Below are 25,128 nucleotides of genomic sequence, written 5' to 3' on the forward strand. Positions count from 1 at the left end.
TCATCTCGAACGCGCGTTCGAAGCCGGGCTCCGCGTAGTCGTCGAAGAAGATCCCGCCGATGCCGCGCGCCTCGTTGCGGTGCTTGAGGAAGAAATACTCGTCGCACCACTTCTTGAAGTGCGGATACAGGCCGGCGCCGAACGGATCGAGCGCATCCTTGCAGGTCTGGTGGAAATGGCGCGCGTCGTCCTCGAAGCCGTAGATCGGCGTCAGGTCCATGCCGCCGCCGAACCAGAAGATCGGCGCTTCGCCGGCCTTCGTCGCGATCAGCATCCGCACGTTCATGTGAACGGTCGGGCAGTACGGATTGCGCGGGTGCAGCACGAGCGACACGCCGATCGCCTCGAAGCCGCGGCCCGCGAGCTGCGGGCGCGCCGCGCTCGCGGACGGCGGCAGTGCGTCGCCCGACACGTCGGAAAAGCCGATGCCGGCGCGCTCGAAGAACTGGCCGTCCTCGAGGATGCGGGTGCAGCCGCCGCCGCGCAGGCGCTCGCCCGGCTCGCGCTGCCACGCGTCGGTGGCGAGCGGCGTGCCGTCGAATGCGCCGAGCGCGTCGGCGATGCGCGTTTGCAGGCCTTGCAGGTAGGCGCGCACGCGCTCCACGTCGTAGGTCGTATCGGTCATGTCTGGACTCGGTGCCCCCTCGGAGCACGGTGCGTCAAAAATGCCTCTGCCGGGCATTCTATCGAACCCCGGCAGAGGAGAGGCGCGCTGCGAGGCAGGGCGCCGGATGCCAACGTCACACGTTCTTGCGATTGAGCGCGCGGTGGCCGATGTCGCGGCGGTACTGCATGCCTTCGAAGTTGATCTGGTTGATCGTTTCGTAAGCGTGCTGCTGCGCTTCGCGCACCGAATCGGCGAGGCCGACGACGCACAGCACGCGGCCGCCCGACGTCGTCAGCTTGTCGCCGTCGAGCGTGGTGCCCGCGTGGAACGTCACCGCTTGCGCGGTCTCGGCCGGGATGCCGTTGATGCGGTCGCCCTTGCGCGGCGCGTCCGGGTAGCCGTGCGCGGCCAGCACCACGCCGAGCGCGGTGCGGCGGTCCCAGTCGAGCTCGACGGTGTCGAGCGTGCCCGCGATCGCCTGTTCGACGACCTTCGAGAAATCGCTCTTCAGGCGCGCCATGATCGGCTGCGTCTCGGGATCGCCCATCCGGCAGTTGAATTCGAGCGTGCGCGGATTGCCGTCCTTGTCGATCATCAGGCCCGCGTACAGGAAGCCGGTGAAGCGGATGCCGTCCTTCTCCATGCCGCGCACCGTCGGCATGATGATCTCGCGCATCACGCGCGCGTGCATCTGCGGCGTGACGATCGGCGCGGGCGAATACGCGCCCATGCCGCCCGTGTTCGGGCCGCGGTCTTCGTCGAGCAGGCGCTTGTGGTCCTGGCTCGACGCGAGCGCGAGCGCGTGCTTGCCGTCGACCATCACGATGAAGCTCGCTTCCTCGCCGTCGAGGAACTGCTCGATCACGACGCGCGCGCCGGCATCGCCGAGCTTGTTGCCCGACAGCATCATGTCGACGGCCGCGTGCGCCTCTTCCAGCGTCATCGCGACGACGACGCCCTTGCCGGCGGCGAGGCCGTCGGCCTTGACGACGATCGGCGCGCCCTTCGCGTCGAGGTACGCGTGCGCGGCGGCCGCGTCGGTGAAGGTTTCATAGTCGGCCGTCGGGATGCCGTGGCGCTTCATGAACGCCTTCGCGAAATCCTTCGAGCTTTCGAGCTGCGCCGCTTCGCGGGTCGGGCCGAAGACCTTCAGCCCGCGCGCGCGGAACAGGTTGACGATGCCGGCCGCGAGCGGCGCTTCCGGGCCGACGAGCGTGAACGCGACGCCTTCGGCCTCGGCGAAATCGGCGAGCGCGTCGAGCGACGTGATGTCGACATTCTTCAGGCGCTCGTCCTGCGCCGTGCCGCCATTGCCGGGCGCGACGTAGACCATCTGGACGCGCGGCGATTGCGCGAGCTTCCACGCCAGCGCATGTTCGCGGCCGCCGGAACCGACGACGAGTAGTTTCATGGGATTCCCCGCAGACTAGAAAACGTGGCGGCCAGCACGCATGGGCGAGCCGGCCGCGGAATCGGTGAGGCCGCCGCCGCGCCCGCGGCGCGGCGGCAGGCCGCTCATTCCTCGACGATGACGGCGTTGGTGTATACCTCCTGCACGTCGTCGAGGTTCTCGAGCGCGTCCAGGAGCTTTTGCATCTTCGCGGCGTCGTCGCCGGCGAATTCGATCTCGTTTTGCGGCTTCATCGTCACTTCGGCGAGCTCCGCCTTGAAGCCGGCGGCTTCGAGCGCGTCCTTCACCTTCGAGAATTCCTGCCAGTCGCACAGCACTTCGATCGAGCCGTCGTCGTTGGTGTTGACGTCGTCCGCGCCCGCTTCGAGCGCAGCATCCATCAGCGTATCCTCGGACGTGCCGGGCGCGAACAGGAACTGGCCGACGTGATCGAACATGAACGCGACCGAGCCGTCGGTGCCCATGTTGCCGCCGAACTTCGAGAACGCGTGGCGTACTTCCGCGACCGTGCGGGTGCGGTTGTCGGTCAGCGTGTCGACGATGATCGCCGCGCCGCTGATGCCGTAGCCTTCGTAGCGGATCTCTTCGTAGTTCGCGCCGTCCGCGCCGCCGACGCCGCGATCGATCGCGCGCTTGACGTTGTCCTTCGGCATGTTCGCGTCGGCGGCCTTGTCGACCGCGAGACGCAGGCGCGGGTTCGAGCCCGGATCGCCGCCGCCGAGGCGCGCGGCCACCTGAATTTCCTTGATGAGGCGGGTCCAGACCTTGCCGCGCTTCGCGTCGGCGGCTGCCTTCTTATGCTTGATGTTGGCCCATTTCGAGTGACCAGCCATACCTTTCTCCGTCGCCCGCGCATGCCGCGAGGGCGTTTAAGCAAATGTGTCGTTGAGTCCGGCGGCCGCTTGGGCTGGCAAGAAGCCGCCTGGGCCGCACGTGTCGAGTGGATCGGGATTTTATCACGCGGCGGCGTCCCGTTCGGGGCCGCCGCGCGCCGCAAACGGCCCGCGCGGGACGTCCGGGTGCGCCGGCGCTCAGTTTTTCGTGCCGAACAGGCGGTCGCCCGCGTCGCCGAGGCCGGGCACGATGTACGCGTGCTCGTCGAGATGCGAGTCGAGCGACGCGACATAGAGCTTCACGTCCGGGTGCGCGTCCTGGAACACCTTGACGCCCTCGGGCGCCGCGACCAGCGCGACGAAGATGATGCTGGCGGCCGGCACGCCGCGGCGCTTGAGCACGTCGACCGCGTGCGCGGCCGAGTAGCCGGTCGCGACCATCGGGTCGCACAGGATGAAGATGCGGTCTTCCAGGTCCGGCAGGCGCACCAGGTACTCGACCGGGCGGTGGTCCGCGTCGCGGTACACGCCGATGTGGCCGACGCGCGCGGACGGGATCAGTTCGAGCAGGCCGTCCGACATCCCGACGCCCGCGCGCAGCACCGGCACGATCGCGAGCTTCTTGCCGGCGATCACCGGCGCGTCGATCTCGACCAGCGGGGTTTCGACCCGCCGGGTCGTGATCGGCAGGTTGCGGGTGATTTCATAGCCCATCAGCAGCGTGATCTCGCGCAGCAGCTTGCGGAACGTGCGCGTGGACGTGTCCTTGTCGCGCATGTGGGTGAGCTTGTGCTGGATCAGCGGGTGATCGAGGATGAAAAGATTCGGGAAACGGCTGTCCTGTTTCATGGCGGGGGCGCCTGGGCGGCAAAAAGGGAGCGGGGCGGCAGGCGGGCGACAGGCCCGGCTGCGCGCGGCATAGCCGCAAGTTTACCGAAGATGGGGGCGCGCGATCCGGATATTATCGTCGTCTCGACGACAATCGGCGCAGGCGGGCGGCAGGCCCGGCGCGCGTGGCAAGGAAGGCATTCGATGGATCTGGGCATTGCAGGCAGGACCGCGCTGGTGTGCGCGGCAAGCAAGGGACTCGGGCGCGGCTGCGCGCAGGCGCTCGCCGCCGAGGGCGTGAATCTGGTGATCGCCGCGCGCACGCGCGACACGCTGGAGGCGACGGCGGCGGAGATCCGTGCGGCCACCGGCGTGGCCGTGACGGCCGTCGCGTGCGACATCACGACCCCCGAAGGCCGCGCGCTCGCGCTCGCCGCGTGCCCGCAGCCGGACATTCTGGTGACGAATGCGGGCGGCCCGCCGCCGGGCGACTTTCGCGACTTCTCGCACGACGACTGGATCCGCGCGCTCGAGGCGAACATGCTGACGCCGATCGAGCTGATCCGCGCGACCGTCGACGGGATGATCGCGCGCCGTTTCGGGCGGATCGTCAACATCACCAGCTCGGCCGTGAAGGCGCCGATCGACGTGCTCGCGCTGTCGAACGGCGCGCGCTCGGGGCTGACGGGCTTCGTCGCCGGGCTCGCCCGCAGGGTCGCCGCGCACAACGTGACGGTCAACAACCTGCTGCCGGGGCTGTTCGACACCGATCGCATCGCGACGACGATTGCCGCGTCCGCGAAGGAGCAGGGCGCCACGGTCGACGAGGTGCGCGCGCGGCGCGTGGCGGCGATCCCGGCCGGGCGGCTCGGCACCCGCGAGGAATTCGGCGCCGCGTGCGCGTTCCTGTGCAGCGCGCACGCGGGCTTCATCACCGGGCAGAACTGGCTGCTCGACGGCGGCGCGTATCCGGGCACGTTCTGACGCGGGCCGCCGCTTTCCGTTCGACGACAACCGACGCAACAAGGATGAGCAAATGAGTACACCTCGCATCGCATTGATCGCACACGACGCCAAGAAGGATGAGATCGTCGCGCTCGCCGGCGAATACCGCGCGACGCTCGCGCAATGCCGGCTGGTCGGCACCGGCACGACGGGCGGCCGCATCGCGGCCGCGCACGGTCTCGACGTCGAGCGCAAGCTGTCCGGGCCGCTCGGCGGAGACCTGCAGATCGGCGCCGAGCTGGCCGACGGCCGGGTCGACGTGGTCGTGTTCCTGCGCGACCCGATGACCGCGCAGCCGCATGACCCGGACATCACGGCGCTGGTGCGCGCGTGCGACGTGCACAACGTGCCGTGCGCGACCAACGTCGCGACCGCGCGGATGCTGCTCGACGATCTGGAGCGGAAGATGGGGGCGGCCGACTAGGCGAGGGCGTTTGATTCAGATTTGTTGACGCAGACGGATCGCGCCCGGTCGGTGGCATGTCCGGAGGGCGTGAGCCGTCTGAGTCGTCCGTGAAACAAATTCAATGGAGTACGGCTCTGCTACTGGGATAGCATTACTTCATTCGGTTGAATATCGAGGGTGGGCTTCTCCAGTGCAACGCCTCACTTGATTTAAGGTGTTGAACTTGGAACTAGAGTCTAAGCCTTGAGCATCGCGTTCGTTTTCATTTTTCTCTCAGTCTGAGTTCACTGGTCTGAGAGGCGGAGGGTATTCAACATATCCATGAATATGTCGTAGCTGAAACCGTTCTCCAGGCTATATTCGCGCTTGCGGAGAAGGCATGCGCCACCAATCTGAGCAGTTATTTTTTCATTCCCAACCATCACGTGAATGCAGCGGTAGCGGGATGTGTACTCTTTGTCTGGCTTGCAGCGGCTTCGCGATTTTTGAAAGGCCTCTTCTGCGATCCATCCGTGCCAGTTGCTTCCATTGATAGGGGTTATCGTTGTTTTGATAACGGGATCTCCGCAGTTTGATCTGTGATACTTGATTCCATTCCATAGTGTGGGTATTCCGTCATTAAATGGCGGGTGAAAATTACTCTCGCCGCCGGAGGAGATGAATTTATTAATTCCAATTCCATAAATCACGAATCCGATTCGCTCGCCTCCATTCTTTTTATTTGGATTGTATTGAAAATCCATGTCTAAAATGGCTGTATTTCCGTCTCTATACGTCCCCGTGCAACCAAATCCAATGGATTGATCGTGCGCGTTCTGTAAATTCGGGACGAGCATTGACATCCCACATTGCTTTGCGGTTTTGGCGTCGATCGGGGTGGTGCTCACGCTTCTAGCATGGATGGTGGTCGTCGAATGTGCGTGCGCGATATGGCAAAATAAAGCAATGAAAAATAATACAATCTCGCGAATCATGTGTTGTCCTCTGTCTGAATTTTTAGATTCGCATCGTCTGGCACCTGCGTAGAATCGTTGAGGAGATAGTAGGCGTGGCGGAAAAACTGCTGGCGTTCTCTCAATCCGCCGGCCCCGCCGACTAGACGGAAACAGCCTTGGACGTCAAGGTTTCTTGAGCCTCTGTCTGCGCACCGGTGAATGCCGGTTTTGATCCAAAAATATCCCGCTGAGTCAGAAGCTATTTCTGCGTCGGATTGCAATAATTCTTGATTGGGGTTGGTCGTGAAATCTCGTGCCCGGTAGGTGCCATATTTTATGAAAATGTGATTGAGCGCTCGACCAATATGGACGGGGCGCGACCTGTCGGTCCGGTGCTGCCTTCCTTAAGCCTGAGTTTGCTTTCACTCCAATATATTGTTCCGCCAGCTGTGGTCGTTGATATATGCGGAAGAAGTTGAGCTTGTTCCTGCAACGTAAGCCATGAAAATCCTCTAAAATTCCTGATAAACGCAAGAGGATGAAAAAACCAAACTCTCCTTCCCTCAGGCAAGCCAGGGTGCGAGCCGTCTGCGCCATCCATGTAATAAATTCAAGGGATTGCGGCGATGCTGTGCGGGATATTCGGTTGGATATCCTGTGCAGAATTTTTTATCGCAAGGAATTATTTGATTTGCGGTGTTGCGCTTGGAATTGGGGCGAAGCACTCACTTTCCATGACACTTCTGTGTCAAAAATGGAGGTGAATACGTTGGTTCAAAAGATTTTGACTTCATCCTTGAGATATCCAATACGTCGGCGCCAAACTGGTTTTCAACCAGGACGAACCGCTGGTCGCTGCTAAATCGTGCATCATATACCCCGCCACCATACACCTCCCTCATTAGGAGGGTTGGCTGGGGTCGTAGTCGATATAAGGAGAGATGGGTTACCTGTGGGTAATTTCTGTTTATCTTGATTGGAGTGCCAAAAATAACTAATAATGAATCATCTGAGCTAAAAGATCCGCCATCTATATTGTGATCAACGGGGATTTTTCTTATTTCTTTCTCATTTCTTTTCAGTTGCATCACGCCTGGTATGGCAATAATTGCTGTAAATTCCGTGTCGCACGATTTTATTGTTGTTGCTGACATCGAAAGAATCGGCCAAATGGACATCAAAAAAAATAAGGTGCGATGTTTCACGAAAAATCCCCCAATATATTATTGGCGTTTTGAGTTTATTTCCAGCGCAAAGGCGGACTTTTCTTGTCAAATGGATTCACGATCTTGGTAATCATAATGGATGTTCGCTCATTTGCGCCTCTGTCTGCGGATTTTGCAATCGAATGGCGCGCGCAGAAGAAGCCTGCAGTGTCGACGCATGAGTACTCGTCGTTGCCAATATATTGAGGATCATCGATTTTTGGTCCATTTATATATCTGCCGTCCACCTTATTCTTGAACCACGCGTGGTCATATGACCTCGTGTCTAGCCATCCTCTATACACCAAATATTCGGAATAGTTGTATCTTCCTGTAAGTTGTTTGAAGCCTCGTCCGCGAAATTTAACCCCATCTCCAACATCCGTATTCGCTAGATTGAGGTTTCCGTCGTATCTCATGAAGTATGCGATGTCAGTCTGGGGCGATGGTGGTTATTTTAAATAGCCATTAAGTTCTGGCATTATTGATGTATGGTTATTTTTTATGGCCATTCCAATCGCCGTTGAGCATTCTCTCACAACCATCATATAATATGACTCGATCGCGCATTGCCCAAAAAAATGAGAAATTCGAAAAGGTGTGTTGAGGGCGTACTTTCTCAGCACGTTGTTGATGCTGGTTCGATATCGCTCTTTGTATTCTTCGCCCGTCTTCCCGACTGAGGTGTACGTTGACTCAGCATAGATCTGGGACAGCTCACCCTTGCTTAGCCATCCGCACCTCCTGAAGTGCCGAATGAAAGCAAGCGGATGAAAAAACCAAACCTTCCCTCCCGCAGGCAAGCCGGTCTTGTCCCAGAAATGAAGCTTCCTGGCGAAATCCAGGAATTGGTGATAGGCGTCCTGCCTGCATTCGAAGTGCTCGCCTTCGTTCAGCAAATGCCGGTAGCACGCATCGAGATTGGCGCTGTCCCACTCGCTCGGCGCCTCGCAGATGAAGCCGCGCAGCAGTTTCCGGACGGGCTCGTGATCCGGGTCGATCACGTAATAGCGCATGGCGTCGTTTTTCTGCTGCGAAGTTTGCGGCTCGCCCGCCAGATCGGCTCCGGGTAGTTCGACGTCGCCAACGGCTGCCCGGACCACACCCTTGAGCTTGTCCAGATCCCACAGCCCGTTCTGATCGACCGGCGCAGTTGGCGCCTGAATCTTCCGCCACCCGGCGAAGAACGGAAAATCCGCGTCGGACAGCCGGGTGATGGCCGGCTTGCTGATGTCGATATACCCGTGCTGCCCGTTGGCGAACGGGATGCAATACCAGGTCTTGCGCAGATTGCGGGCCGTCGAGGTTTCTTGATCGGGAGCCGGGGGCAGCGTTTCAGGTTTGCTCAGAATCCTCCCGAACCGGAGCATCTCGTACCCGTCGCTCGGACAGCTCGGATACAGCGCGCTCGCGCGCTTGTACATGTCGTATTCGAACTGCGACTCAACCGCGGGCTCATCGGTCAGCAATGTCCGGCTACCATCGGCCGCCACGCTCCACACGTTGGTGTATTTGTCCCCCTTCTGGAAATACACCTCGACGTAGAGGGGGTGTTCGTTCTGGCCGGACTGCTTCGCGGGAAATTTGATCCCGCGCAGCTTGTCCGCTTCCACGCCCCGCGGCTGCGCGTGAAAATTCTGATTCGCGGGAATCACGTAATAGCTATGCCCCCAGCAATCGCCTCCTCGCGGCGTCGCAACCGCCTGATTCCCGAGTTGCGTTTCCCCGAAATAGGCGTCGAAATCCTCTGGCGCCATGAAGATCTCGAAGTGCAGTTGCCACCGGTCCTGGCATTGCCCCGTGTAACCGAGAATATCCTTCCGCCGCACCTTCTTGCCCTCGCCTGATACGGGACCACCCGAGTCCCAGCGCAACCATTCGGGCATGCTATGGGGCTCGTCAATCGGCGGCGGCTGCATGCCGTCATGGGTCATGGTGTTCAGGTCGAGCAGGTGCATGTACAGCGAATAGAACGTCAACGTGCGGTTTTCGCCCGTTTCGGTCGTGTGCTTCAGCAGCACGAAACCGGCGTTGGTGTTCTTGTTGCCGGCCGTGTCCGCGATCGGGTGCTGGCACACGCGGTAAGCGACGACCTCCCCATCGGCGATCGCCCGCACCGGCAGCGAGCGGTCATTCCATGGAACGAGATGCAGGCCGGTATGCCAGCGGCGATCGAACGCGACCGGATAGAGACCGCTGCTGTCGGTCATCTTGTCGAGTGCCTCCATCAGCGGATCTTCTTTCGTCGAATCGGCATTGATGGGAGGCAAGAAAGGCGGGCTGATGACCATGGCATTCAGTGGGAAAGCGAACAATCGCGGAGCGCACTCAGGTTGAGAGGAACTGGCAACAGCGGATTCAGATTGAAGGGCAGTCGGAACGCGGACGATCCGGCCATGATCCTGAAGGCGCTAGGCCGATGACCAGATCAGTACAGCAAATCATTGGAACAATGTCCATGAGACAAATCCGAATGTGACAAGGCTTGTAAAAAATGTCGAAGCGAAGACGCCGCGTTGTAGCGACGGGGAGTGGGGAGATGGATGTATCGGGTGTGCGTCCCGTGCGACATGCCGCCGATCAAAATACCCATATCGTCTGAAGGGAAATGCATGGTCATGCTGCATGACTTCAAGCGACGCGCGAGAATCATCGGTTGTATTGCACACGTCACTGCGGTTGTTTCCGCCGTGTTGAGCGGCTTCGCGCACTGGCAAAATCCGACATTTCCCTTACCGACTACGAGACGAGGAACGATACGATGCCGAAAGCAATCCGATACGACCAGCCCGGCGGCCCGGACGTGATGAAGTGGGTCGACGTCGAGGTCGCCGAGCCGCAGGCCGGCCAGGTCCGCGTCAGGCAGCACGCGGTGGGCCTCAACTACATCGACGTGTATTTCCGCACCGGCCTCTATCCGCAGCCGCTGCCCGGCGGGCTCGGGATGGAAGCGGCGGGCGAGGTGACGGCGGTCGGCGACGACGTGACCGCATTCAAGCCGGGCGACCGCGTCGCCTACGTGTCGTCGCAGCCCGGCGCGTACGCGCAGGAGCGCGTGCTGCCCGCCGATCGCCTCGTCAGGCTGCCCGACGCGATCGGCTACGACGAAGCGGCGTCGGTGATGCTGCAGGGCCTGACCGCGCATTACCTGCTGCGCCGCACGTATCCGGTGAAGGCCGGCGAGACGATCCTGATCCACGCGGCGGCGGGCGGGGTCGGCCTGCTCGTGTGCCAGTGGGCGAAGGCGCTCGGCGCGACGGTGATCGGCACGGTCGGCTCCGACGAGAAGGCCGCGCTCGCGAAGGCGCACGGATGCGATCACACGATCGTCTACACCCGCGAGAACTTCACGCAGCGCGTGCGGGAGATCACGAACGACGCGCTGGTGCCGGTCGTCTACGATTCGATCGGCAAGGACACGTACATCGGCTCGCTCGACTGTCTCGCGCCGCTCGGCTATTTCGTCAGCTTCGGCAGTGCGTCCGGGCCGCTGCCGCCGATCGACTCGAAGGAATTCTCGTCGCGCGGCTCGCTGTTCTTCACGCGGCCGACGCTGTTCTCGTACATCGCGAAGCGCGCGGACCTCGAAGCGGCCTCCGCCGAGCTGTTCGAGATGATCGTGTCGGGCAAGGTGAAGACGAGCATCAACCAGCGCTATCCGCTCGCTGAAGTCGCGCGCGCGCACGCCGATCTCGAGGCGCGCAGGACGACCGGCTCGACGATCCTCGTGCCCTGACCGCGCGACGCCGGCACACGGCCGGCGCATGCGGTACCGAAAGGCGGCGCCACGGCGCCGCCTTGTTTCGTTTACGCGTTTTTTACGTCCCCCCGGATACCTTTGACCCGTCCTTTACGCGCAATCCAATAACGTTCGAAACGTCCGATTTCGTAGACGGAGAACACAAAAATGGATGGGGTATTCATCGGCGGTCTGGTGCTGTTCGCGGCACTGATCTTCGGATTGATCGCCGGATGCGAGAAGCTTGCGCAATACGGCCGAGGGGGGCGTTCATGACCTGGATGTTGTGGTTGGCAGGGGGCGCGACCGCCCTGCTGTTCGCGTATCTCGTCTATGCGCTGCTGCGCGCGGAGGACATCGAATGAACGCGAACAATCTTCTGCAATCGGCGCTGTTCATCGTCGTTCTGCTGGCGGCGGCCGTGCCGGTCGCCCGCTACCTGGCGGCGGTGATGGACGGCAGCGCGCGCGTCGTGCGCGTGTTCGGGCCGCTCGAGCGCGCGCTCTACCGCGTCGCGGGCGTCGATCCGCACAGCGAGATGGGCTGGAAGCAGTACGCGATCGCGACGGTCGCGTTCAACGCGCTGGGCGCGCTGTTCCTGTACGCGCTGCTGCGCGTGCAGGGCCTGCTGCCTGGCAATCCGCAGCAGTTCGGCGCGATGACGGTCGACGGCGCGTTCAACACGGCCGTCAGCTTCGTGACGAACACCAACTGGCAGGACTACGCGCCCGAGCAGACGGTCAGCTACCTGGCGCAGATGCTCGGCCTGACCGTGCAGAACTTCCTGTCCGCGGCGACCGGCATCGTCGTCGTGGTCGCGCTGATCCGCGGCTTCGCGCGTCATACCGCGCAGACGATCGGCAATTTCTGGGTCGACCTGACGCGCGTGACGCTGTACGTGCTGGTGCCGATGGCATCGATCATCGCCGCGCTGCTGATCAGCCAGGGCGCGATCCAGAACATGAACGCATATCAGGACGTGCCGGTGCTGCAGGCGAGTACCTATGCCGCGCCGAAGCTCGACGCGCAGGGCAACCCGGTCAAGGATGCGAAGGGCAATCCGGTGACCGTGCAGACCCCGCTCAAGACGCAGACGCTCGCGATGGGGCCGGTCGCGTCGCAGGAGGCGATCAAGATGCTCGGCACCAACGGCGGCGGCTTCTTCAACGCGAACTCCGCGCATCCGTACGAGAATCCGACCCCGTTCGCGAACTTCCTGCAGGTCTTCTCGATCCTGATCATTCCGGCCGCGCTCTGCCTCGTGTTCGGCCAGATGATCGGCGATCGTCGGCAGGGCATCGCCGTGCTCGCGGCGATGACCGTCGCGCTCGCGACTGCGATCGGCGTCGAGGTGAGCGCCGAGCAGGGCGGCAACCCGACGCTGGCCGCGCTGCGCGTCGACCAGGCCGCCGGCGCGCTGCAGCCGGGCGGCAACATGGAAGGCAAGGAAACGCGCTTCGGCATTGCGCAGACCGGCATCTTCACGGTCGCGACGACCGCCGCGTCGTGCGGCGCGGTCGACGCGATGCACGATTCGCTGACGCCGATCGGCGGCCTCGTACCGATGCTGCTGATCCAGCTCGGCGAAGTGGTGTTCGGCGGGGTCGGCTCGGGCCTCTACGGGATGCTCGTGTTCGCGCTGCTCGCGGTGTTCGTCGCCGGCCTGATGATCGGCCGCACGCCGGAATACGTCGGCAAGAAGATCGAGTCGTACGAGATGAAGATGGTGTCGATCGTCGTGCTGCTCACGCCGCTCCTCGTGCTCGTCGGCACGTCGATCGCCGTGCTCGCCGATGCGGGCAAGGCCGGCATCGCGAACCCGGGGCCGCACGGCTTCTCGGAAATCCTGTACGCGTTCAGCTCGGCCGCGAACAACAACGGCAGTGCGTTCGCCGGGCTGACGGTCGGCACGCCGTTCTACAACTGGATGACGGCGATCGCGATGTGGTTCGGCCGTTTCGGCACGATCGTGCCGGTGCTCGCGATCGCGGGCTCGCTCGCCGCGAAAAAGCGCATCGCCGTGACGAGCGGCACGCTGCCGACGCACGGGCCGCTGTTCGTCGTGCTGCTGCTCGGCACCGTGCTGCTCGTCGGCGCGCTGACCTATGTGCCCGCGCTCGCGCTCGGCCCCGGGGTCGAACATCTGATGATGTGGCTCGGCGCCTGACCGGCTTCCCACAAGGACAAGCATTCAAGAGATTGCGATGACTCAACATTCCGCAACACGGTCCATGTTCGATCCGGCGCTGTTGCGCCCGGCGATCGTGGATTCGTTCAAGAAACTCACGCCGCGCACGCAGTTCCGCAACCCGGTGATGTTCTGCGTGTACGTCGGCAGCATCCTGACGACGATCCTGTGGATCGCCGCGCTGGCCGGCCAGGCCGAGGCGCCCGCGGGCTTCATCCTCGCGGTCGCGCTGTGGCTGTGGTTCACCGTGCTGTTCGCGAACTTCGCGGAGGCGCTCGCCGAGGGCCGCTCGAAGGCGCAGGCGGCATCGCTGCGCAGCGCGAAGAAGGACGTGATGGCCAAGAAGCTCAACGAGCCGCACCCGAAGTCGCCGGTGCGCATCACGACCGCGACCGAGCTGCGCCGTGGGGACGTCGTGCTGGTCGAGGCGGGCGACACGATCCCCGCCGACGGCGACGTGATCGAGGGCGTCGCGTCGGTCGACGAATCGGCGATCACCGGCGAATCCGCGCCGGTGATCCGCGAGTCGGGCGGCGACTTCTCGTCGGTGACCGGCGGCACGCGCGTGCTGTCGGACTGGATCGTCGTCCAGGTGACGGCGAACCCGGGCGAGGCGTTCCTCGACCGGATGATCGCGATGGTCGAAGGCGCGAAGCGCAAGAAGACGCCGAACGAGATCGCGCTGACGATCCTGCTGGTCGCGCTGACGATCGTGATGCTGCTCGCGACCGCGACGCTGCTGCCGTTCTCGATGTTCTCGGTCGAGGCCATGAAGGCGGGCCACGTGGTGACGATCACCGCGCTCGTCGCGCTGCTCGTGTGCCTGATCCCGACGACGATCGGCGGGCTGCTGTCGGCGATCGGCGTGGCGGGCATGAGCCGGATGATGCAGGCGAACGTGATCGCGACGTCGGGCCGCGCGGTAGAAGCGGCCGGCGACGTGGATGTTCTCCTGCTCGACAAGACTGGCACGATCACGCTCGGCAACCGCCAGGCGTCGACCTTCCTGCCGGCGCCGGGCGTGACCGAGGAAGCGCTCGCGGACGCCGCGCAGCTGTCGTCGCTCGCCGACGAGACGCCGGAAGGCCGCAGCATCGTCGTGCTCGCGAAGGAGCGCTTCAACATCCGCCAGCGCGACATGGGCGTGCTGCATCCGACCTTCCTGAGCTTCTCCGCGCAGACGCGGATGAGCGGCGTCGACCTGTCCCCCGCGGGGACTGCCTCCGGCGCGCCGAGTCGCGAGATCCGCAAGGGTGCGGCCGACGCGATCAAGCGCTACGTCGAGTCGCACGGCGGCCGCTTCCCGGACGAGCTGCGCCGCACCGTCGACGACGTCGCGCGGCGCGGCAGCACGCCGCTCGCGGTCGCGGAGCTGCATGACGGCGTTGCGCGCGTGCTCGGCGTGATCGAGTTGAAGGACATCGTGAAGGGCGGCATCAAGGAGCGCTTCGCGGAACTGCGCAAGATGGGCATCAAGACCGTGATGGTGACCGGCGACAACCGGCTGACCGCGGCGGCGATCGCGGCGGAAGCGGGCGTCGACGATTTCCTCGCGGAAGCGACGCCGGAAACCAAGCTCGCGACGATCCGCGAGCACCAGGCGGCGGGCCGGCTGGTCGCGATGACGGGCGACGGCACCAACGACGCGCCGGCGCTCGCGCAGGCGGACGTGGCGGTCGCGATGAACACCGGCACGCAGGCGGCGAAGGAAGCGGGCAACATGGTCGACCTCGACTCGAACCCGACCAAGCTGATCGAGATCGTCGAGATCGGCAAGCAGATGCTGATGACGCGCGGCTCGCTGACGACCTTCTCGATCGCGAACGACATCGCGAAGTATTTCGCGATCATCCCGGCCGCGTTCGTGACGACCTATCCGCAGCTGAAGGTGCTCGACATCATGCACCTGACGTCGCCGTCGTCGGCGATCCTGTCGGCCGTGATCTTCAACGCGCTGATCATCATCGCGCTGATCCCGCTCGCGCTGAAGGGCGTCAAGTACCGTCCGCTCGGCGCGGCATCGCTGCTGCGCCGCAACCTGCTGGTCTACGGCCTCGGCGGCGTGCTGCTGCCGTTCCCGTTCATCAAGCTGATCGACATGACGCTCGCCGCGCTCGGCTGGGCCTGACGCGGCGCGACCTGAAGGAGATTTGCCATGAAAACGTTGATTCGTCCGCTTGTCGTGATTTTCACCGTGCTCACCGCGGTGACGGGGCTTGCGTATCCGGCCGTGATGACCCTCGTCGGCCAGACGGTGTTTCCATCGCAGGCGAACGGCAGCCTGATCGAGAAGGACGGCAAGGTGGTCGGCTCGGCACTGATCGGCCAGTCGTTCGACACGCCGAAGTATTTCTGGGGCCGCCTGTCGGCGACGTCGCCGATGCCGTACAACGCGGCCAATTCGGGCGGCTCGAACCTCGGCCCGATCAATCCGGCGCTCGCCGATCAGGTGAAGGCGCGCATCGCCGCGCTGCGCGACGCCGGCACCGACATCTCGAAGCCGGTGCCGGTCGATCTCGTGACCGCGTCCGCGAGCGGGCTCGATCCGGAGATCAGCCCGGCGGCCGCGGCCTATCAGGTCGAGCGCGTCGCGAAGGCGCGCAACCTGCCGGCGGACACGGTCGCGCAACTGGTTGCCGCGAACACGGCCGGGCGCCAGTTCGGCGTGCTCGGCGAGCCGCGCGTGAACGTGTTGAAGCTCAATCTCGCGCTCGACGCGGCACAGGCTGCGCACTGAGCGGTGCGTTGCCCCGGGCGGCGCACCGCCGGCCCGGGGCTTTTTTCCGCGAACGGCGGCGCGGGTGCGCCGTCTTTGCCTTTTGCGGCAGTTTGGATCAACAATGCTTGAAAGCCCGTGTACCGGAGACCTCCGCCTCGCATGAACCGTCCCGATCCCGATCAACTCCTCGACAAGCTGCAGCGTGACGAAGAGAAGCAGCGGCGCGGCCAGCTCAAGATCTTCTTCGGCGCTTCGGCGGGTGTCGGCAAGACCTACGCGATGCTGCAGGCGGCACGCCAGCGCAAGCAGGACGGCGTCGACGTCGTGGTGGGCATCGTCGAGACGCACGGCCGCGGCGAAACCGCGGCGCTGCTCGACGGCCTCGAGGTGCTGCCGCTCGCACGGCTCGAGTACCGCGGCCGCACGCTTGGCGAATTCGACCTCGACGCGGCGCTCGCGCGCAAGCCCGCGCTGATCCTCGTCGACGAGCTGGCCCACTCGAACGTGCAGGGCGCGCGCCACCTGAAGCGCTGGCAGGACGTCTACGAGCTGCTCGACGCCGGCATCGACGTCTACACGACCGTCAACGTCCAGCATCTGGAAAGCCTGAACGACGTGGTCGGCTCGATCACCGGCATTCGCGTGTGGGAGACCGTGCCGGACCGCGTGTTCGACGTGGCCGACGAGGTGACGCTCGTCGATCTGCCGGCGGAGGAGCTGCTCGAGCGGATGCGCGACGGCAAGGTCTATCTCGCGCAGCAGGCCGAGCGCGCGGTGCGCAACTTCTTCCGCAAGGGCAACCTGATCGCGCTGCGCGAGCTGGCGCTTCGGCGTACCGCCGACCGCGTCGACGCGCAGATGCGCGAATACCGCGCCGACCGCTCGATCCAGCGGATCTGGCAGGCGCGCGAGCGGCTGCTCGTGTGCGTCGGGCCGGGGCCGGAGGCACCGACCCTGGTGCGCGCCGCCGCGCGGCTCGCCGCGAGCCTGAAGGCCGACTGGATCGCGGTGTACGTCGAGACGCCGCGGCTGCAGCGCCTGCCGGCCGTGCGGCGCGAGCACACGCTGAACGCGCTCAAGCTGGCCGCCGAGCTCGGCGCGGAGACCGCGACGCTCGCCGGCAACGACGCGATGGCCGCGCTGATCGGCTATGCGAAGGTGCGCAACGTGTCGAAGGTCGTCGCGGGGGGCTCGCGGAAGACCGGTTTCATGCGCTGGTTCGCGCGGCCGTTCGGCGAACGGCTCGCGGAGCGCGCGAGCGACGTGGATCTGATGCTGATCCGCGCGTCGGCGAGCGACGAGGTGCGGGCCGCGCCGCTCGACGCGCGCGCGCGCGACTGGCGCGACGCGTTCGCGCGCCTCGGCGGCCACCGGTCGCCGCCGCGCAATTACGCGTATGCGGCGGCGATCTGCGCGGCGATCACGGTGATCGCGAGCCTCGTGCACGACCGGCTCGACCTGACCAACCTGGTGATGCTCTACCTGCTGGGCGTCGTGTTCTCCGCGATGCGGCTCGGGCGTGGCCCGGGCGTCGCGCAGTCGTTCCTGTCGGTGGCCGCGTTCGATTTCTTCTTCGTGCCGCCGCGCATGTCGTTCTCGGTGAGCGACACGCAATACCTGCTGACGTTCTTCGGGATGCTGCTCACGTCGCTCGTGATCAGCCACCTGACGTCGAGCCTGACGCGCGAGGCGACCGTCGCGCAGCGGCGCGAACGCCGCACGGGCGCGATGTACGCGATGGCGCGCGAGCTGGCGGCGGCGCTCACGACCGAGCAGATCGTCGAGATCGGCAGCCGGCACGTGAGCGAGGTGTTCCGCGCGCGCGTCGCGATCCTGTTGCCCGACAGCGCCGACAAGGTGCAGCAGAAGATCGAGGAGCCGGACGCGGCGATCACGCTGACGGGCGCCGATCTCGACAGCGACGTCGGCCAGTGGGTATACGACCAGCAGAAGCTGGCCGGGCACGGCACCGACACGCTGCCGGCGACGCGCGCGCGCTACTTGCCGCTGAAGGCGCCGATGCGCACGCGCGGCGTGCTCGCGGTCGTCACGCACGACGCGAACGAGCTGGACGTGCCCGAGCAGCAGCGCATGCTCGACGCGTTCGCCGCGCAGATCGCGCTTGCGCTCGAGCGCGTCCACTACGTCGAGATCGCGCGCGACGCGCTGGTCAACATGGAGTCCGAACGGCTGCGCAATTCGCTGCTGTCGGCGATCTCGCACGACCTGCGCACGCCGCTCACCGCGATCGTCGGCTTCTCGTCGATGCTCGCCAGCGCACGCGCGGCCGCGCAGGGCGGCGATGCCGCCGCGCAGCAGCGGCTTGCGGCGCGCGAGGACGAGCTTGTCGAATCGATTCACGACGAGTCGCTGCGCATGACCGGCATCGTCACCAACCTGCTCGACATGGCGCGGCTGCAGGCGGGCAGCCTGCAGCTCAAGCGCCAGTGGTCGTTGCTCGAGGAAACCGTCGGCGCGGCGCTCGCCGCCTGCCGGCGCGTGCTCGCGCGCCACCCGGCGCGGGTCGCGCTGCCGCCGGACCTGCCGCTGCTGCAGATGGACGCGGTGCTGATGGAGCACCTGTTCGCCAACCTGTTCGAGAACGCCGCGAAATACACGCCGCCGGACACGTCGATCGAGATCGGCGCGGAGCGCGTCACCGAGGACGGACTGCCGTTCGTGCGCGTGCACGTCGACGACCACGGCCCCGGCTTGCCGGCCGGCATGGAAACGCGCATCTTCGACAAGTTCACGCGCGGCGAGAAGGAATCCGCGACGCCCGGCATTGGGCTGGGCCTCGCGATCTGCCGCGCGATCGTCGAAGCGCACGGCGGTAGAATCGGCGCGTCGAACCGCACCGGCCCCGACGGCCGCGTGACGGGCGCGCGCTTCTGGTTCACGCTGCCGGTCGAGACGCCGCCGCCCGCGCCGGGCGTGGCCGACAACGAAGCCGAGGCGCTGGCTGCGCTGCCGCCGGGCGCGCCCGTGCCGTCACCCTCCGACCCATCGCAAGCCCATGAGTGATCCGAGCCTGACCGTCGTCCTGATCGAAGACGAAAAACAGATCCGCCGTTTCGTGCGCGCCGCGCTCGAGGAGGAAGAGGGCCTCGACGTGTACGAGGCCGAGACCGGCAAGCAGGGGCTCGTCGAGGCCGCGACGCGCAAGCCCGATCTCGTGATCGTCGATCTCGGCCTGCCCGACACCGACGGCCTCGACGTGATCCGCGAGCTGCGCGGCTGGTCCGAGGTGCCCGTGATCGTGCTGTCCGCGCGCACTCAGGAGGACGAGAAGGTGGCGGCGCTCGACGCGGGCGCCGACGATTACCTGACCAAGCCGTTCGGCGTGTCGGAGTTGCGCGCGCGGATTCGCGCGCAGTTGCGGCGGCGCAACCAGGGCGGCGCGAACGAAACGCCGAAGGTGACGTTCGGCACCGTGACGGTCGACCTCGCGCTGCGCCAGGTGTGGCGCGACGGCGAGATCGTGCACCTGACGCCGCTCGAATACCGGTTGCTCGCGACGCTGGTGCGCCATGCGGGCCGCGTGCTGACGCACCGCCAGCTGCTGCGCGACGTGTGGGGGCCGTCGCACATCGAGAGCCACCATTACCTGCGGATCTACATGGCGCACCTGCGCCAGAAGCTCGAGCGCGATCCGGCGCAGCCCGAATTCATCATCACCGAAACGGGCGTCGGCTATCGGCTCGTCGGCGCCGCGTGAGCGCCGGACCTGCGGTTTGTACGCGATACACGCCGCGCGGTTTCCCCGCTATGCTGGCCGTTCGTCCCCGGAAAAGGAGCGCGTGATGCTTGCCCGTCTGACGACCTGTTGTGCGCTGGCGCTCGCTGCGTCCGGCGTGTGCGCCCAGCCGCTGCCGCCCGGCCAGCCGCAGACGGCGCAGCTCGCATTGCCGAATCCCGCCGCCGTGAACTGCGAGAAGCTCGGGGGCCATCACGTGATCCGCAAGACGCCGGGCGGCGACGTCGGCATGTGCGTGTTCAAGGACGGCCGCGCGTGCGACGCGTGGGCGCTGTACCGCGACGACCGCTGCGTCGGCGCGGGCGCGCCCCGGCGCGTGTCCCAGTAGCCGCGTCGCATCGTCGTCGTCGCGCGCGGCGGATACGCGGCGCAGTGCTGGTCAGTGTCGGAGCAATCCGCGAGCGGGTGTAAGCCATTTGTTATACTCGGCGCCGCCCGGGGACGGCCCCGGATCATTCGAGTCAACGGGGACGGCCCCATCTGATCCATGGAGTCTCTCGGCATGGCCTGGGTATGGTTGTTGATTGCCGGTTTGCTCGAAGTCGCGTGGGCGGCCGGGCTGAAGTCGTCGGACGGGTTCACGCGGCTCGGCCCGTCCGTGTTCACGATCGTGACCGCGCTCGGCAGCTTCGGGCTGCTCGCGATCGCGATGCGCCAGCTGCCGCTCGGCACCGCCTATGCGGTGTGGACCGGCATCGGCGCGGTCGGCGCGTTCATTTTCGGCATCGTGATGATGGGCGAGGCGCTCACGGTCGCGCGCGTCGCCAGCGCGTCGCTGATCGTCGCCGGCCTGGTCGGGCTCAAGCTGTCGTCGGCCGCCTGAGCGGCCGGGCTTTTGTGCCGGACGGCACCCGCGCCCGTCTATAATGGAACGCATTCGAGCCTGAATGCCGCATGGCGCCGCGCGCCGTGCGGCGAACAACAGCGTGAGCCGCCGGCCGTTCCACGCCGCGGCCGACGATATTTTTCGGCGAAGCGCACGCAACGTGCAAGGAGACGGCCATGGTCGAAGCCATTTCGCTCGGCGCGGGGCTGGCGTGGGCAAGCGGCCTGCGCCTGTACCTGACCGTACTCATCGCAGGCGTGCTGGCGCGGGCCGGCTGGCTTCATCTGCCCGATACGCTCGCCATCCTCACGTCGCCGTGGGTGATCGGCGCCGCGGCCGTGCTGGCTGTCGCCGAATTCCTCGCCGACAAGATCCCCGCGTTCGATTCCCTCTGGGACGCCGTGCACACGTTCATCCGCATTCCCGCGGGCGCGGTGCTCGCGGCCGGCTCGCTCGGCCATGCCGATCCGGCCGTGCTTGCCGTGGCCGGGCTCGCGGGCGGCACGCTCGCCGGCGCCGCACACGTGACGAAGGCCGGCACCCGCGCGCTCATCAACCTGTCTCCCGAGCCGATCTCCAACTGGATCGCGTCGTCAACCGAAGACGGGCTCGTGTTCGGCGGACTCGCGCTCGCGTTTTTCGTGCCGCTGCTGTTCCTCGTGCTGCTGACCGCCTTCATCGCGTGCTCCGCGTGGGCGCTGCCGCGGCTCTGGCGCGGCGTGTCGGGCGGTTTCCGGGGCATGGCGAACCACATGGGGTCGCGCTTCAACTCGATCGGGAAGCACGATTGACCGGGCCGCGCGGCGCGGGCGGCCCGTCGCACGCCGGCCGGTTCGGCTGGCGCGACCTGTTCGCGCAGGCCGCGCGAATGACCGGGCGCGACTGGCGCGCGGGCGAGCTGACGCTGCTCGTGCTCGCGTTGGTGCTGGCCGTCGCGGCGCTCACGAGCGTCGGCTTTCTCGCCGACCGGCTGCGCCAGGGGCTCGAGCGCGACGCCCGCCAGATGCTCGGCGCCGACTTCGTGGTGCGCGCGGATCATCCCGTCGATCCTTCGTTCGTTGAAAAGGCGCGCGCCCTCGGGCTACGTACCGCGACCACGGCAATCTTTCCCAGCATGATCGGCGCGACCGCCGAAGCGGCGCCGGGCGGCACCCCGCCGGGCGGCGATCCGCCGTCGCGGCTCGCGGCCGTGAAGGCCGTGTCGCCGGGCTATCCGCTGCGCGGCGCGGTCGAGATCCGGCCGGCGCCGGGTGGCGCGGTGCGGAAGGCCGCGGCGGCACCCGCGCCCGGCACCGTCTGGGCCGACCCCGCGCTGCTCGATGCGCTGCACCTGCGGATCGGTGACACCGTGCGCGTCGGGCAGCGCACCTTCACGGTCGCCGCGGCGATCGTCCGCGAGATGGATCGCGGCTTCTCGTTCGTCAATTTCTCGCCGCGGCTGATGATGCGCGCCGACGAGCTGGCGTCGACCGGGCTCGCCGGCTACGGCAGCCGCGTCACCTACCGGCTGCTGGTCGCGGGCGACGATCAGGCGGTCGAGCGGTTCGCCGCATATGCGCATGCGCGCGTCGACGGCGGCAGGCTGCGCGGCGTCGGCCTCGAATCGCTGCAGGAAGGCCAGCCGCAGGTGAGGCAGACGCTCGACCGCGCGCGCCACTTCCTGACGCTCGTCGCGCTGCTGACCGCGCTCCTGGCCGCGGTCGCGATCGCGATGGCGGCGCAGCGCTACATGCGCCGCCATCTGGACGGCTGCGCGACGATGCGCTGTCTCGGCGTGAGCCGCCGCACGCTCGGCGCGCTGTTCGCGCTCGAGTTCCTCGGCGTCGGCATCGCGGGCGGCGCAGCGGGCGCGCTGCTCGGCTACGGCGGCCACTGGGTGCTGCTCGCGGCGCTCGGCGGCCTGGTCGACGTCGTGCTGCCGCCGCCGACCGTCTGGCCGGCGGCAGTCGGCGTCGCCGCGGCGCTCGTGCTGCTGCTCGGTTTCGCGTTGCCGCCGCTCGCGGCGCTCACGCGCGTGCCGCCGGTGCGCGTGCTGCGGCGGGAGTGGGGCGGCGCGGCGCGCATCGCCTGGGCCGCCTACGCGGTCGGCGTCGTGCTGTTCGCCGCGCTGCTGGTCGCGGCGGCGGGCAACCTGAAGCTCGGCCTGATCGTCGCGGGCGGGTTCGCGGGCGGGCTCGTCGTGTTCACGCTGGTCGCGCGGCTCGCGCTGTTCGCCGCCGCGCGCGCGGTGCGGGACGGGCGGGTCGCGGCGGGCCTCGGCTGGCGCTATGCGCTCGCGTCGCTGCATCGGCGCGGCGCCGCGAGCGCGCTGCAGATCACCGCGCTCGCGCTCGGTCTCATGTGCCTGCTGCTGATCTCGATCACGCGCAACGACCTGGTCGCCGGGTGGCGGCAGTCGACGCCGCCCGACGCGCCGAACCAGTTCCTGATCGACATCCAGCCGGATCAGCGTGCCGACGTGGCCGCCTATCTCGCCGCGCGCGGCATGCGCGACGCGGCGCTCGCGCCGATGGTGCGCGGCCGGCTCGTCGCGATCAACGGCCGGCCGGTGAATCCCGACGCCTATCCGAACGACGACGCGCGGCGGCTCGTCGACCGCGAGTTCAACCTGTCCTATACGGCCGAGCTGCCGTCCGACAACCGGATCGTCGCGGGCGACTGGTTCGGCGCGTCGTCCACGCCGCAGATCTCGATCGAAGCCGGCCTCGCGCAGACGCTGGACGTGAAGCCCGGCGACGTCCTGCGCTTCGACGTGACGGGGCTGCCCGTCGAGGCGCCGGTGACGAGCGTGCGCAAGCTGGACTGGGGCACGTTCCGGGTCAACTTCTTCGTGCTGATGCCGCCCGCCGCGCTGAAGGATTTTCCGGCGATCTACCTGACGAGCTTCCATCTGCCCACCGAGCGCCAGTCGCTGCTCGATCCGCTGATCGCGCGCTATCCGAACCTGACGGCGATCGACGTGACGCCGATCCTCGCGCAACTGCAACGCGTGCTGCTGCAGGTGATCGGCGCGGTGCAGTTCCTGTTTGCGTTTACGTTGGCGGCCGGCGTGCTGGTGCTCTACACGGCGCTTGCCGGCTCGCGCGACGAGCGCGTCAGGGAGACGGCGCTGCTGCGCGCGCTGGGCGCGTCGCGCGCGCAGGTCAACGCGGTGCAGCGCGCCGAGTTCATCGTCGTCGGCGTGCTGGCCGGCGCGATGGCGGCGGCGGGCGCGCTCGCGGTCGGCTGGGTGCTCGCGTCGCGCGTGTTCGACTTCCGGCTGGCGGTCGATCCGTGGCTCGTTCCGGCCGGCATCGCGGCGGGTGTCGCATGTGCCAGTGCGGCCGGCTGGCTGAGCCTGCATAATGTGCTGAGGCGCCCCGCGCTGCAGTCGCTGCGCGACGTGTGAGCGCGGCGTCCGATCCTTGAATACCCTTGAACCCAGGCAATTTCGTATGACCGATGTGAATGACGATGCGCCGTCGCAGCCGACGGCGTTCGAGCTCGTAGGCGGCGAGGCGCGCGTGCGCGAGATGGTGGACCGCTTTTACGACCTGATGGATCTGGAGCCCGAGTTCGCGGAGACGCGCGCGTTGCACCCGACGTCGCTCGACGGCTCCCGCGACAAGCTGTTCTGGTTTCTGTGCGGCTGGCTCGGCGGGCCGGACCACTACATCAGCCGCTTCGGGCATCCGCGCCTGCGCGCGCGGCACATGCCGTATCCGATCGCGTCGGCCGGGCGCGACCAGTGGCTGCGCTGCATGGCGTGGGCGATGGAGGATATCGGCGTGCCCGAGCCGCTGCGCGAGCGGTTGATGCACTCGTTCTTCGATACGGCCGACTGGATGCGCAACCACCCTGGTTGAGCCGCCGGTGCGCCGCTGCCCGGATGCGGCCGAGCCGCGTCCGGGCGCACGGACGGCGCCGGGCGATACCGGCCGGCCCTTCATTCATCGTCGACGAGACATGCGCCATGACCACAGTGCGTTATTTCGTGAAGATGCGAATCCGGCCCGCTGCGAGGCGGGCGTCGGTGCGGGCGTTCGCATGACGGCGCGCGGCGAGGTCGGCGCCGATCACGCGGCGCTCGCGCCCGAGGCCCGCGAGGTGCTGGATTTCTGGTTCGGCGCGCCCGGCTCGGACGCATTCGGCAAGTCGCGACCGATGTGGTTCAACGGCGGCGCGGTGCTCGACGCGCAGTTGCGCGAGCGGTTCGGCGCGCTGTTCGACGCGGCATGCAGCGGCGCGTGCGATCACTGGGCGGTCACGCCGCTTGGCGCGCTTGCGCTGATCGTCGTGCTCGACCAGTTCTCGCGAAATATCCATCGCGGCACGCCGCGCGCGTTCGCGGCCGACGCGAAGGCGCTCGCGCATGCGCGCGAGATGGTCGAGGCCGGCTGGGACGCACGGCTGCCGAGCGGCCATCATCGGGCGTTCGCGTATCTGCCGTTCGAGCATGACGAGTCGCTCGGCAGCCAGCAGGCGTGCGTGGGCCTGTGCGCGGCGCTGAAGGACGAGCCGGGCTGCGGCAGCTATCACCCGTTCGCGCTGCGTCACGCGGCCGTGATCGAGCGGTTCGGGCGCTTCCCGCACCGGAATGCGATTCTCCGGCGTGCATCGACCGACGAGGAAATGGCGTTTCTGAACGAGCCCGGCTCGTCGTTCTGAGCGCGACGGCCGCTTGCGTGTT

General features: G+C 66.2%; 22 protein-coding genes. 15 read left to right on the forward strand and 7 right to left on the reverse strand.

Going from position 1 to position 25,128, the window contains the following annotated elements; translation table 11 throughout:
- From LIG30_RS02935 to upp, 4 genes are all read right to left on the reverse strand, one after another.
- Positions 1-625, reverse strand: a 625-nt coding sequence (locus LIG30_RS02935; RefSeq protein WP_038709513.1) for a coproporphyrinogen III oxidase, incomplete at its 3' end; no start/stop codon positions are given.
- Positions 626-740: 115 nt separating this feature from the next.
- On the reverse strand, positions 741-2,018 hold the full coding sequence (gene purD, locus LIG30_RS02940; protein WP_038709514.1) for a phosphoribosylamine--glycine ligase: 1,278 nt from the start codon (positions 2,016-2,018) through the stop codon (positions 741-743).
- Between the two features lie 104 nt (positions 2,019-2,122).
- A complete protein-coding gene (locus LIG30_RS02945) occupies positions 2,123-2,851 on the reverse strand; it encodes a YebC/PmpR family DNA-binding transcriptional regulator (protein ID WP_038709515.1) in 729 nt (242 codons plus the stop codon).
- Positions 2,852-3,049: 198 nt separating this feature from the next.
- Entirely contained in the window at positions 3,050-3,700 is a 651-nt protein-coding gene (gene upp / locus LIG30_RS02950) for a uracil phosphoribosyltransferase (protein ID WP_038709517.1), read from the reverse strand.
- A gap of 90 nt (positions 3,701-3,790) precedes the next feature.
- Here upp and LIG30_RS02955 point away from each other — a divergent pair, with 90 nt between their 5' ends.
- Together LIG30_RS02955 and LIG30_RS02960 are read left to right on the forward strand one after the other, a co-directional pair.
- Positions 3,791-4,663 carry an SDR family oxidoreductase gene (locus tag LIG30_RS02955; RefSeq protein ID WP_442856838.1) on the forward strand — a complete coding sequence of 291 codons (873 nt, stop codon included), beginning with the start codon at positions 3,791-3,793 and terminating at the stop codon, positions 4,661-4,663.
- Positions 4,664-4,715: 52 nt separating this feature from the next.
- Positions 4,716-5,108 carry a methylglyoxal synthase gene (locus tag LIG30_RS02960; protein WP_038709519.1) on the forward strand — a complete coding sequence of 131 codons (393 nt, stop codon included), beginning with the start codon at positions 4,716-4,718 and terminating at the stop codon, positions 5,106-5,108.
- Between the two features lie 266 nt (positions 5,109-5,374).
- On the opposite strand, the gene LIG30_RS25930 is transcribed toward LIG30_RS02960, so the two are convergent.
- The 3 genes from LIG30_RS25930 to LIG30_RS02965 all read right to left on the reverse strand — a co-directional run bounded on the left by LIG30_RS25930 (position 5,375) and on the right by LIG30_RS02965 (position 9,521).
- Positions 5,375-6,064 (reverse strand): hypothetical protein, encoded by a 690-nt coding sequence (locus LIG30_RS25930; protein WP_152985990.1) that lies wholly within the window; start codon positions 6,062-6,064, stop codon positions 5,375-5,377.
- Positions 6,065-6,750: 686 nt separating this feature from the next.
- Positions 6,751-7,230 (reverse strand): hypothetical protein, encoded by a 480-nt coding sequence (locus LIG30_RS25935; protein ID WP_152985991.1) that lies wholly within the window; start codon positions 7,228-7,230, stop codon positions 6,751-6,753.
- Positions 7,231-7,682: 452 nt separating this feature from the next.
- Complete coding sequence (locus LIG30_RS02965) at positions 7,683-9,521, reverse strand: M23 family metallopeptidase (protein ID WP_051994843.1); 1,839 nt, start codon at positions 9,519-9,521, stop codon at positions 7,683-7,685.
- Positions 9,522-9,991: 470 nt separating this feature from the next.
- On the opposite strand from LIG30_RS02965, the gene LIG30_RS02970 reads away from it, so the two are divergent.
- From LIG30_RS02970 to LIG30_RS03035, 13 genes are all read left to right on the forward strand, one after another.
- Positions 9,992-10,966: a quinone oxidoreductase family protein gene (locus tag LIG30_RS02970; protein ID WP_038709520.1), complete on the forward strand. Its 975-nt coding sequence runs from the start codon at positions 9,992-9,994 to the stop codon at positions 10,964-10,966.
- A 275-nt stretch (positions 10,967-11,241) separates the two neighbouring features.
- Positions 11,242-11,334, forward strand: a complete 93-nt coding sequence (gene kdpF, locus LIG30_RS02980) for a K(+)-transporting ATPase subunit F (RefSeq protein WP_038709522.1) — start codon at positions 11,242-11,244, stop codon at positions 11,332-11,334.
- Positions 11,331-13,136, forward strand: coding sequence for a potassium-transporting ATPase subunit KdpA (gene kdpA / locus LIG30_RS02985; protein WP_038709524.1), 1,806 nt, complete (start codon positions 11,331-11,333; stop codon positions 13,134-13,136). Before kdpF ends, kdpA begins: the two co-directional genes overlap by 4 nt.
- Positions 13,137-13,173: 37 nt before the next feature.
- Entirely contained in the window at positions 13,174-15,285 is a 2,112-nt protein-coding gene (gene kdpB / locus LIG30_RS02990) for a potassium-transporting ATPase subunit KdpB (RefSeq protein ID WP_038709526.1), read from the forward strand.
- A 27-nt stretch (positions 15,286-15,312) separates the two neighbouring features.
- The gene (kdpC, locus tag LIG30_RS02995) at positions 15,313-15,894 is read left to right on the forward strand and encodes a potassium-transporting ATPase subunit KdpC (protein ID WP_038709527.1); all 582 of its coding nucleotides are present in this window, start codon (positions 15,313-15,315) and stop codon (positions 15,892-15,894) included.
- A 141-nt stretch (positions 15,895-16,035) separates the two neighbouring features.
- On the forward strand, positions 16,036-18,900 hold the full coding sequence (locus LIG30_RS03000) for a sensor histidine kinase (RefSeq protein WP_038709529.1): 2,865 nt from the start codon (positions 16,036-16,038) through the stop codon (positions 18,898-18,900).
- Positions 18,893-19,594 carry a two-component system response regulator KdpE gene (kdpE, locus tag LIG30_RS03005; protein ID WP_038709531.1) on the forward strand — a complete coding sequence of 234 codons (702 nt, stop codon included), beginning with the start codon at positions 18,893-18,895 and terminating at the stop codon, positions 19,592-19,594. Before LIG30_RS03000 ends, kdpE begins: the two co-directional genes overlap by 8 nt.
- An 85-nt stretch (positions 19,595-19,679) precedes the next feature.
- Positions 19,680-19,961: a putative hemolysin gene (locus tag LIG30_RS03010; RefSeq protein WP_038709533.1), complete on the forward strand. Its 282-nt coding sequence runs from the start codon at positions 19,680-19,682 to the stop codon at positions 19,959-19,961.
- 174 nt (positions 19,962-20,135) lie between these two features.
- Entirely contained in the window at positions 20,136-20,456 is a 321-nt protein-coding gene (gene sugE, locus LIG30_RS03015) for a quaternary ammonium compound efflux SMR transporter SugE (protein ID WP_038709534.1), read from the forward strand.
- A gap of 179 nt (positions 20,457-20,635) precedes the next feature.
- On the forward strand, positions 20,636-21,250 hold the full coding sequence (locus LIG30_RS03020; protein WP_038709536.1) for a DUF4126 domain-containing protein: 615 nt from the start codon (positions 20,636-20,638) through the stop codon (positions 21,248-21,250).
- A 77-nt stretch (positions 21,251-21,327) separates the two neighbouring features.
- Positions 21,328-23,847, forward strand: coding sequence for an ABC transporter permease (locus tag LIG30_RS03025; RefSeq protein WP_083493875.1), 2,520 nt, complete (start codon positions 21,328-21,330; stop codon positions 23,845-23,847).
- 46 nt (positions 23,848-23,893) lie between these two features.
- Complete coding sequence (locus LIG30_RS03030) at positions 23,894-24,304, forward strand: group II truncated hemoglobin (RefSeq protein ID WP_038709539.1); 411 nt, start codon at positions 23,894-23,896, stop codon at positions 24,302-24,304.
- A 181-nt stretch (positions 24,305-24,485) separates the two neighbouring features.
- Positions 24,486-25,106, forward strand: coding sequence for a DUF924 family protein (locus LIG30_RS03035; protein WP_038709541.1), 621 nt, complete (start codon positions 24,486-24,488; stop codon positions 25,104-25,106).
- Positions 25,107-25,128: the final 22 nt, after the last annotated feature.

The organism is Burkholderia sp. lig30, assembly GCF_000687455.2.
Classification (GTDB): domain Bacteria; phylum Pseudomonadota; class Gammaproteobacteria; order Burkholderiales; family Burkholderiaceae; genus Burkholderia.

Coding starts and splice junctions, on each gene's coding strand:
- purD (WP_038709514.1), bottom strand. CDS start 2,018: ATGAAACTACTCGTCGTCGGTTCCGGCGGCCGCGAACATGCGCTGGCG.
- LIG30_RS02945 (WP_038709515.1), bottom strand. CDS start 2,851: ATGGCTGGTCACTCGAAATGGGCCAACATCAAGCATAAGAAGGCAGCC.
- upp (WP_038709517.1), bottom strand. CDS start 3,700: ATGAAACAGGACAGCCGTTTCCCGAATCTTTTCATCCTCGATCACCCG.
- LIG30_RS02955 (WP_442856838.1), top strand. CDS start 3,791: ATGGGGGCGCGCGATCCGGATATTATCGTCGTCTCGACGACAATCGGC.
- LIG30_RS02960 (WP_038709519.1), top strand. CDS start 4,716: ATGAGTACACCTCGCATCGCATTGATCGCACACGACGCCAAGAAGGAT.
- LIG30_RS25930 (WP_152985990.1), bottom strand. CDS start 6,064: ATGATTCGCGAGATTGTATTATTTTTCATTGCTTTATTTTGCCATATC.
- LIG30_RS02965 (WP_051994843.1), bottom strand. CDS start 9,521: ATGGTCATCAGCCCGCCTTTCTTGCCTCCCATCAATGCCGATTCGACG.
- LIG30_RS02970 (WP_038709520.1), top strand. CDS start 9,992: ATGCCGAAAGCAATCCGATACGACCAGCCCGGCGGCCCGGACGTGATG.
- kdpF (WP_038709522.1), top strand. CDS start 11,242: ATGACCTGGATGTTGTGGTTGGCAGGGGGCGCGACCGCCCTGCTGTTC.
- kdpA (WP_038709524.1), top strand. CDS start 11,331: ATGAACGCGAACAATCTTCTGCAATCGGCGCTGTTCATCGTCGTTCTG.
- kdpB (WP_038709526.1), top strand. CDS start 13,174: ATGACTCAACATTCCGCAACACGGTCCATGTTCGATCCGGCGCTGTTG.
- kdpC (WP_038709527.1), top strand. CDS start 15,313: ATGAAAACGTTGATTCGTCCGCTTGTCGTGATTTTCACCGTGCTCACC.
- LIG30_RS03000 (WP_038709529.1), top strand. CDS start 16,036: ATGAACCGTCCCGATCCCGATCAACTCCTCGACAAGCTGCAGCGTGAC.
- kdpE (WP_038709531.1), top strand. CDS start 18,893: ATGAGTGATCCGAGCCTGACCGTCGTCCTGATCGAAGACGAAAAACAG.
- LIG30_RS03010 (WP_038709533.1), top strand. CDS start 19,680: ATGCTTGCCCGTCTGACGACCTGTTGTGCGCTGGCGCTCGCTGCGTCC.
- sugE (WP_038709534.1), top strand. CDS start 20,136: ATGGCCTGGGTATGGTTGTTGATTGCCGGTTTGCTCGAAGTCGCGTGG.
- LIG30_RS03020 (WP_038709536.1), top strand. CDS start 20,636: ATGGTCGAAGCCATTTCGCTCGGCGCGGGGCTGGCGTGGGCAAGCGGC.
- LIG30_RS03025 (WP_083493875.1), top strand. CDS start 21,328: ATGACCGGGCGCGACTGGCGCGCGGGCGAGCTGACGCTGCTCGTGCTC.
- LIG30_RS03030 (WP_038709539.1), top strand. CDS start 23,894: ATGACCGATGTGAATGACGATGCGCCGTCGCAGCCGACGGCGTTCGAG.
- LIG30_RS03035 (WP_038709541.1), top strand. CDS start 24,486: ATGACGGCGCGCGGCGAGGTCGGCGCCGATCACGCGGCGCTCGCGCCC.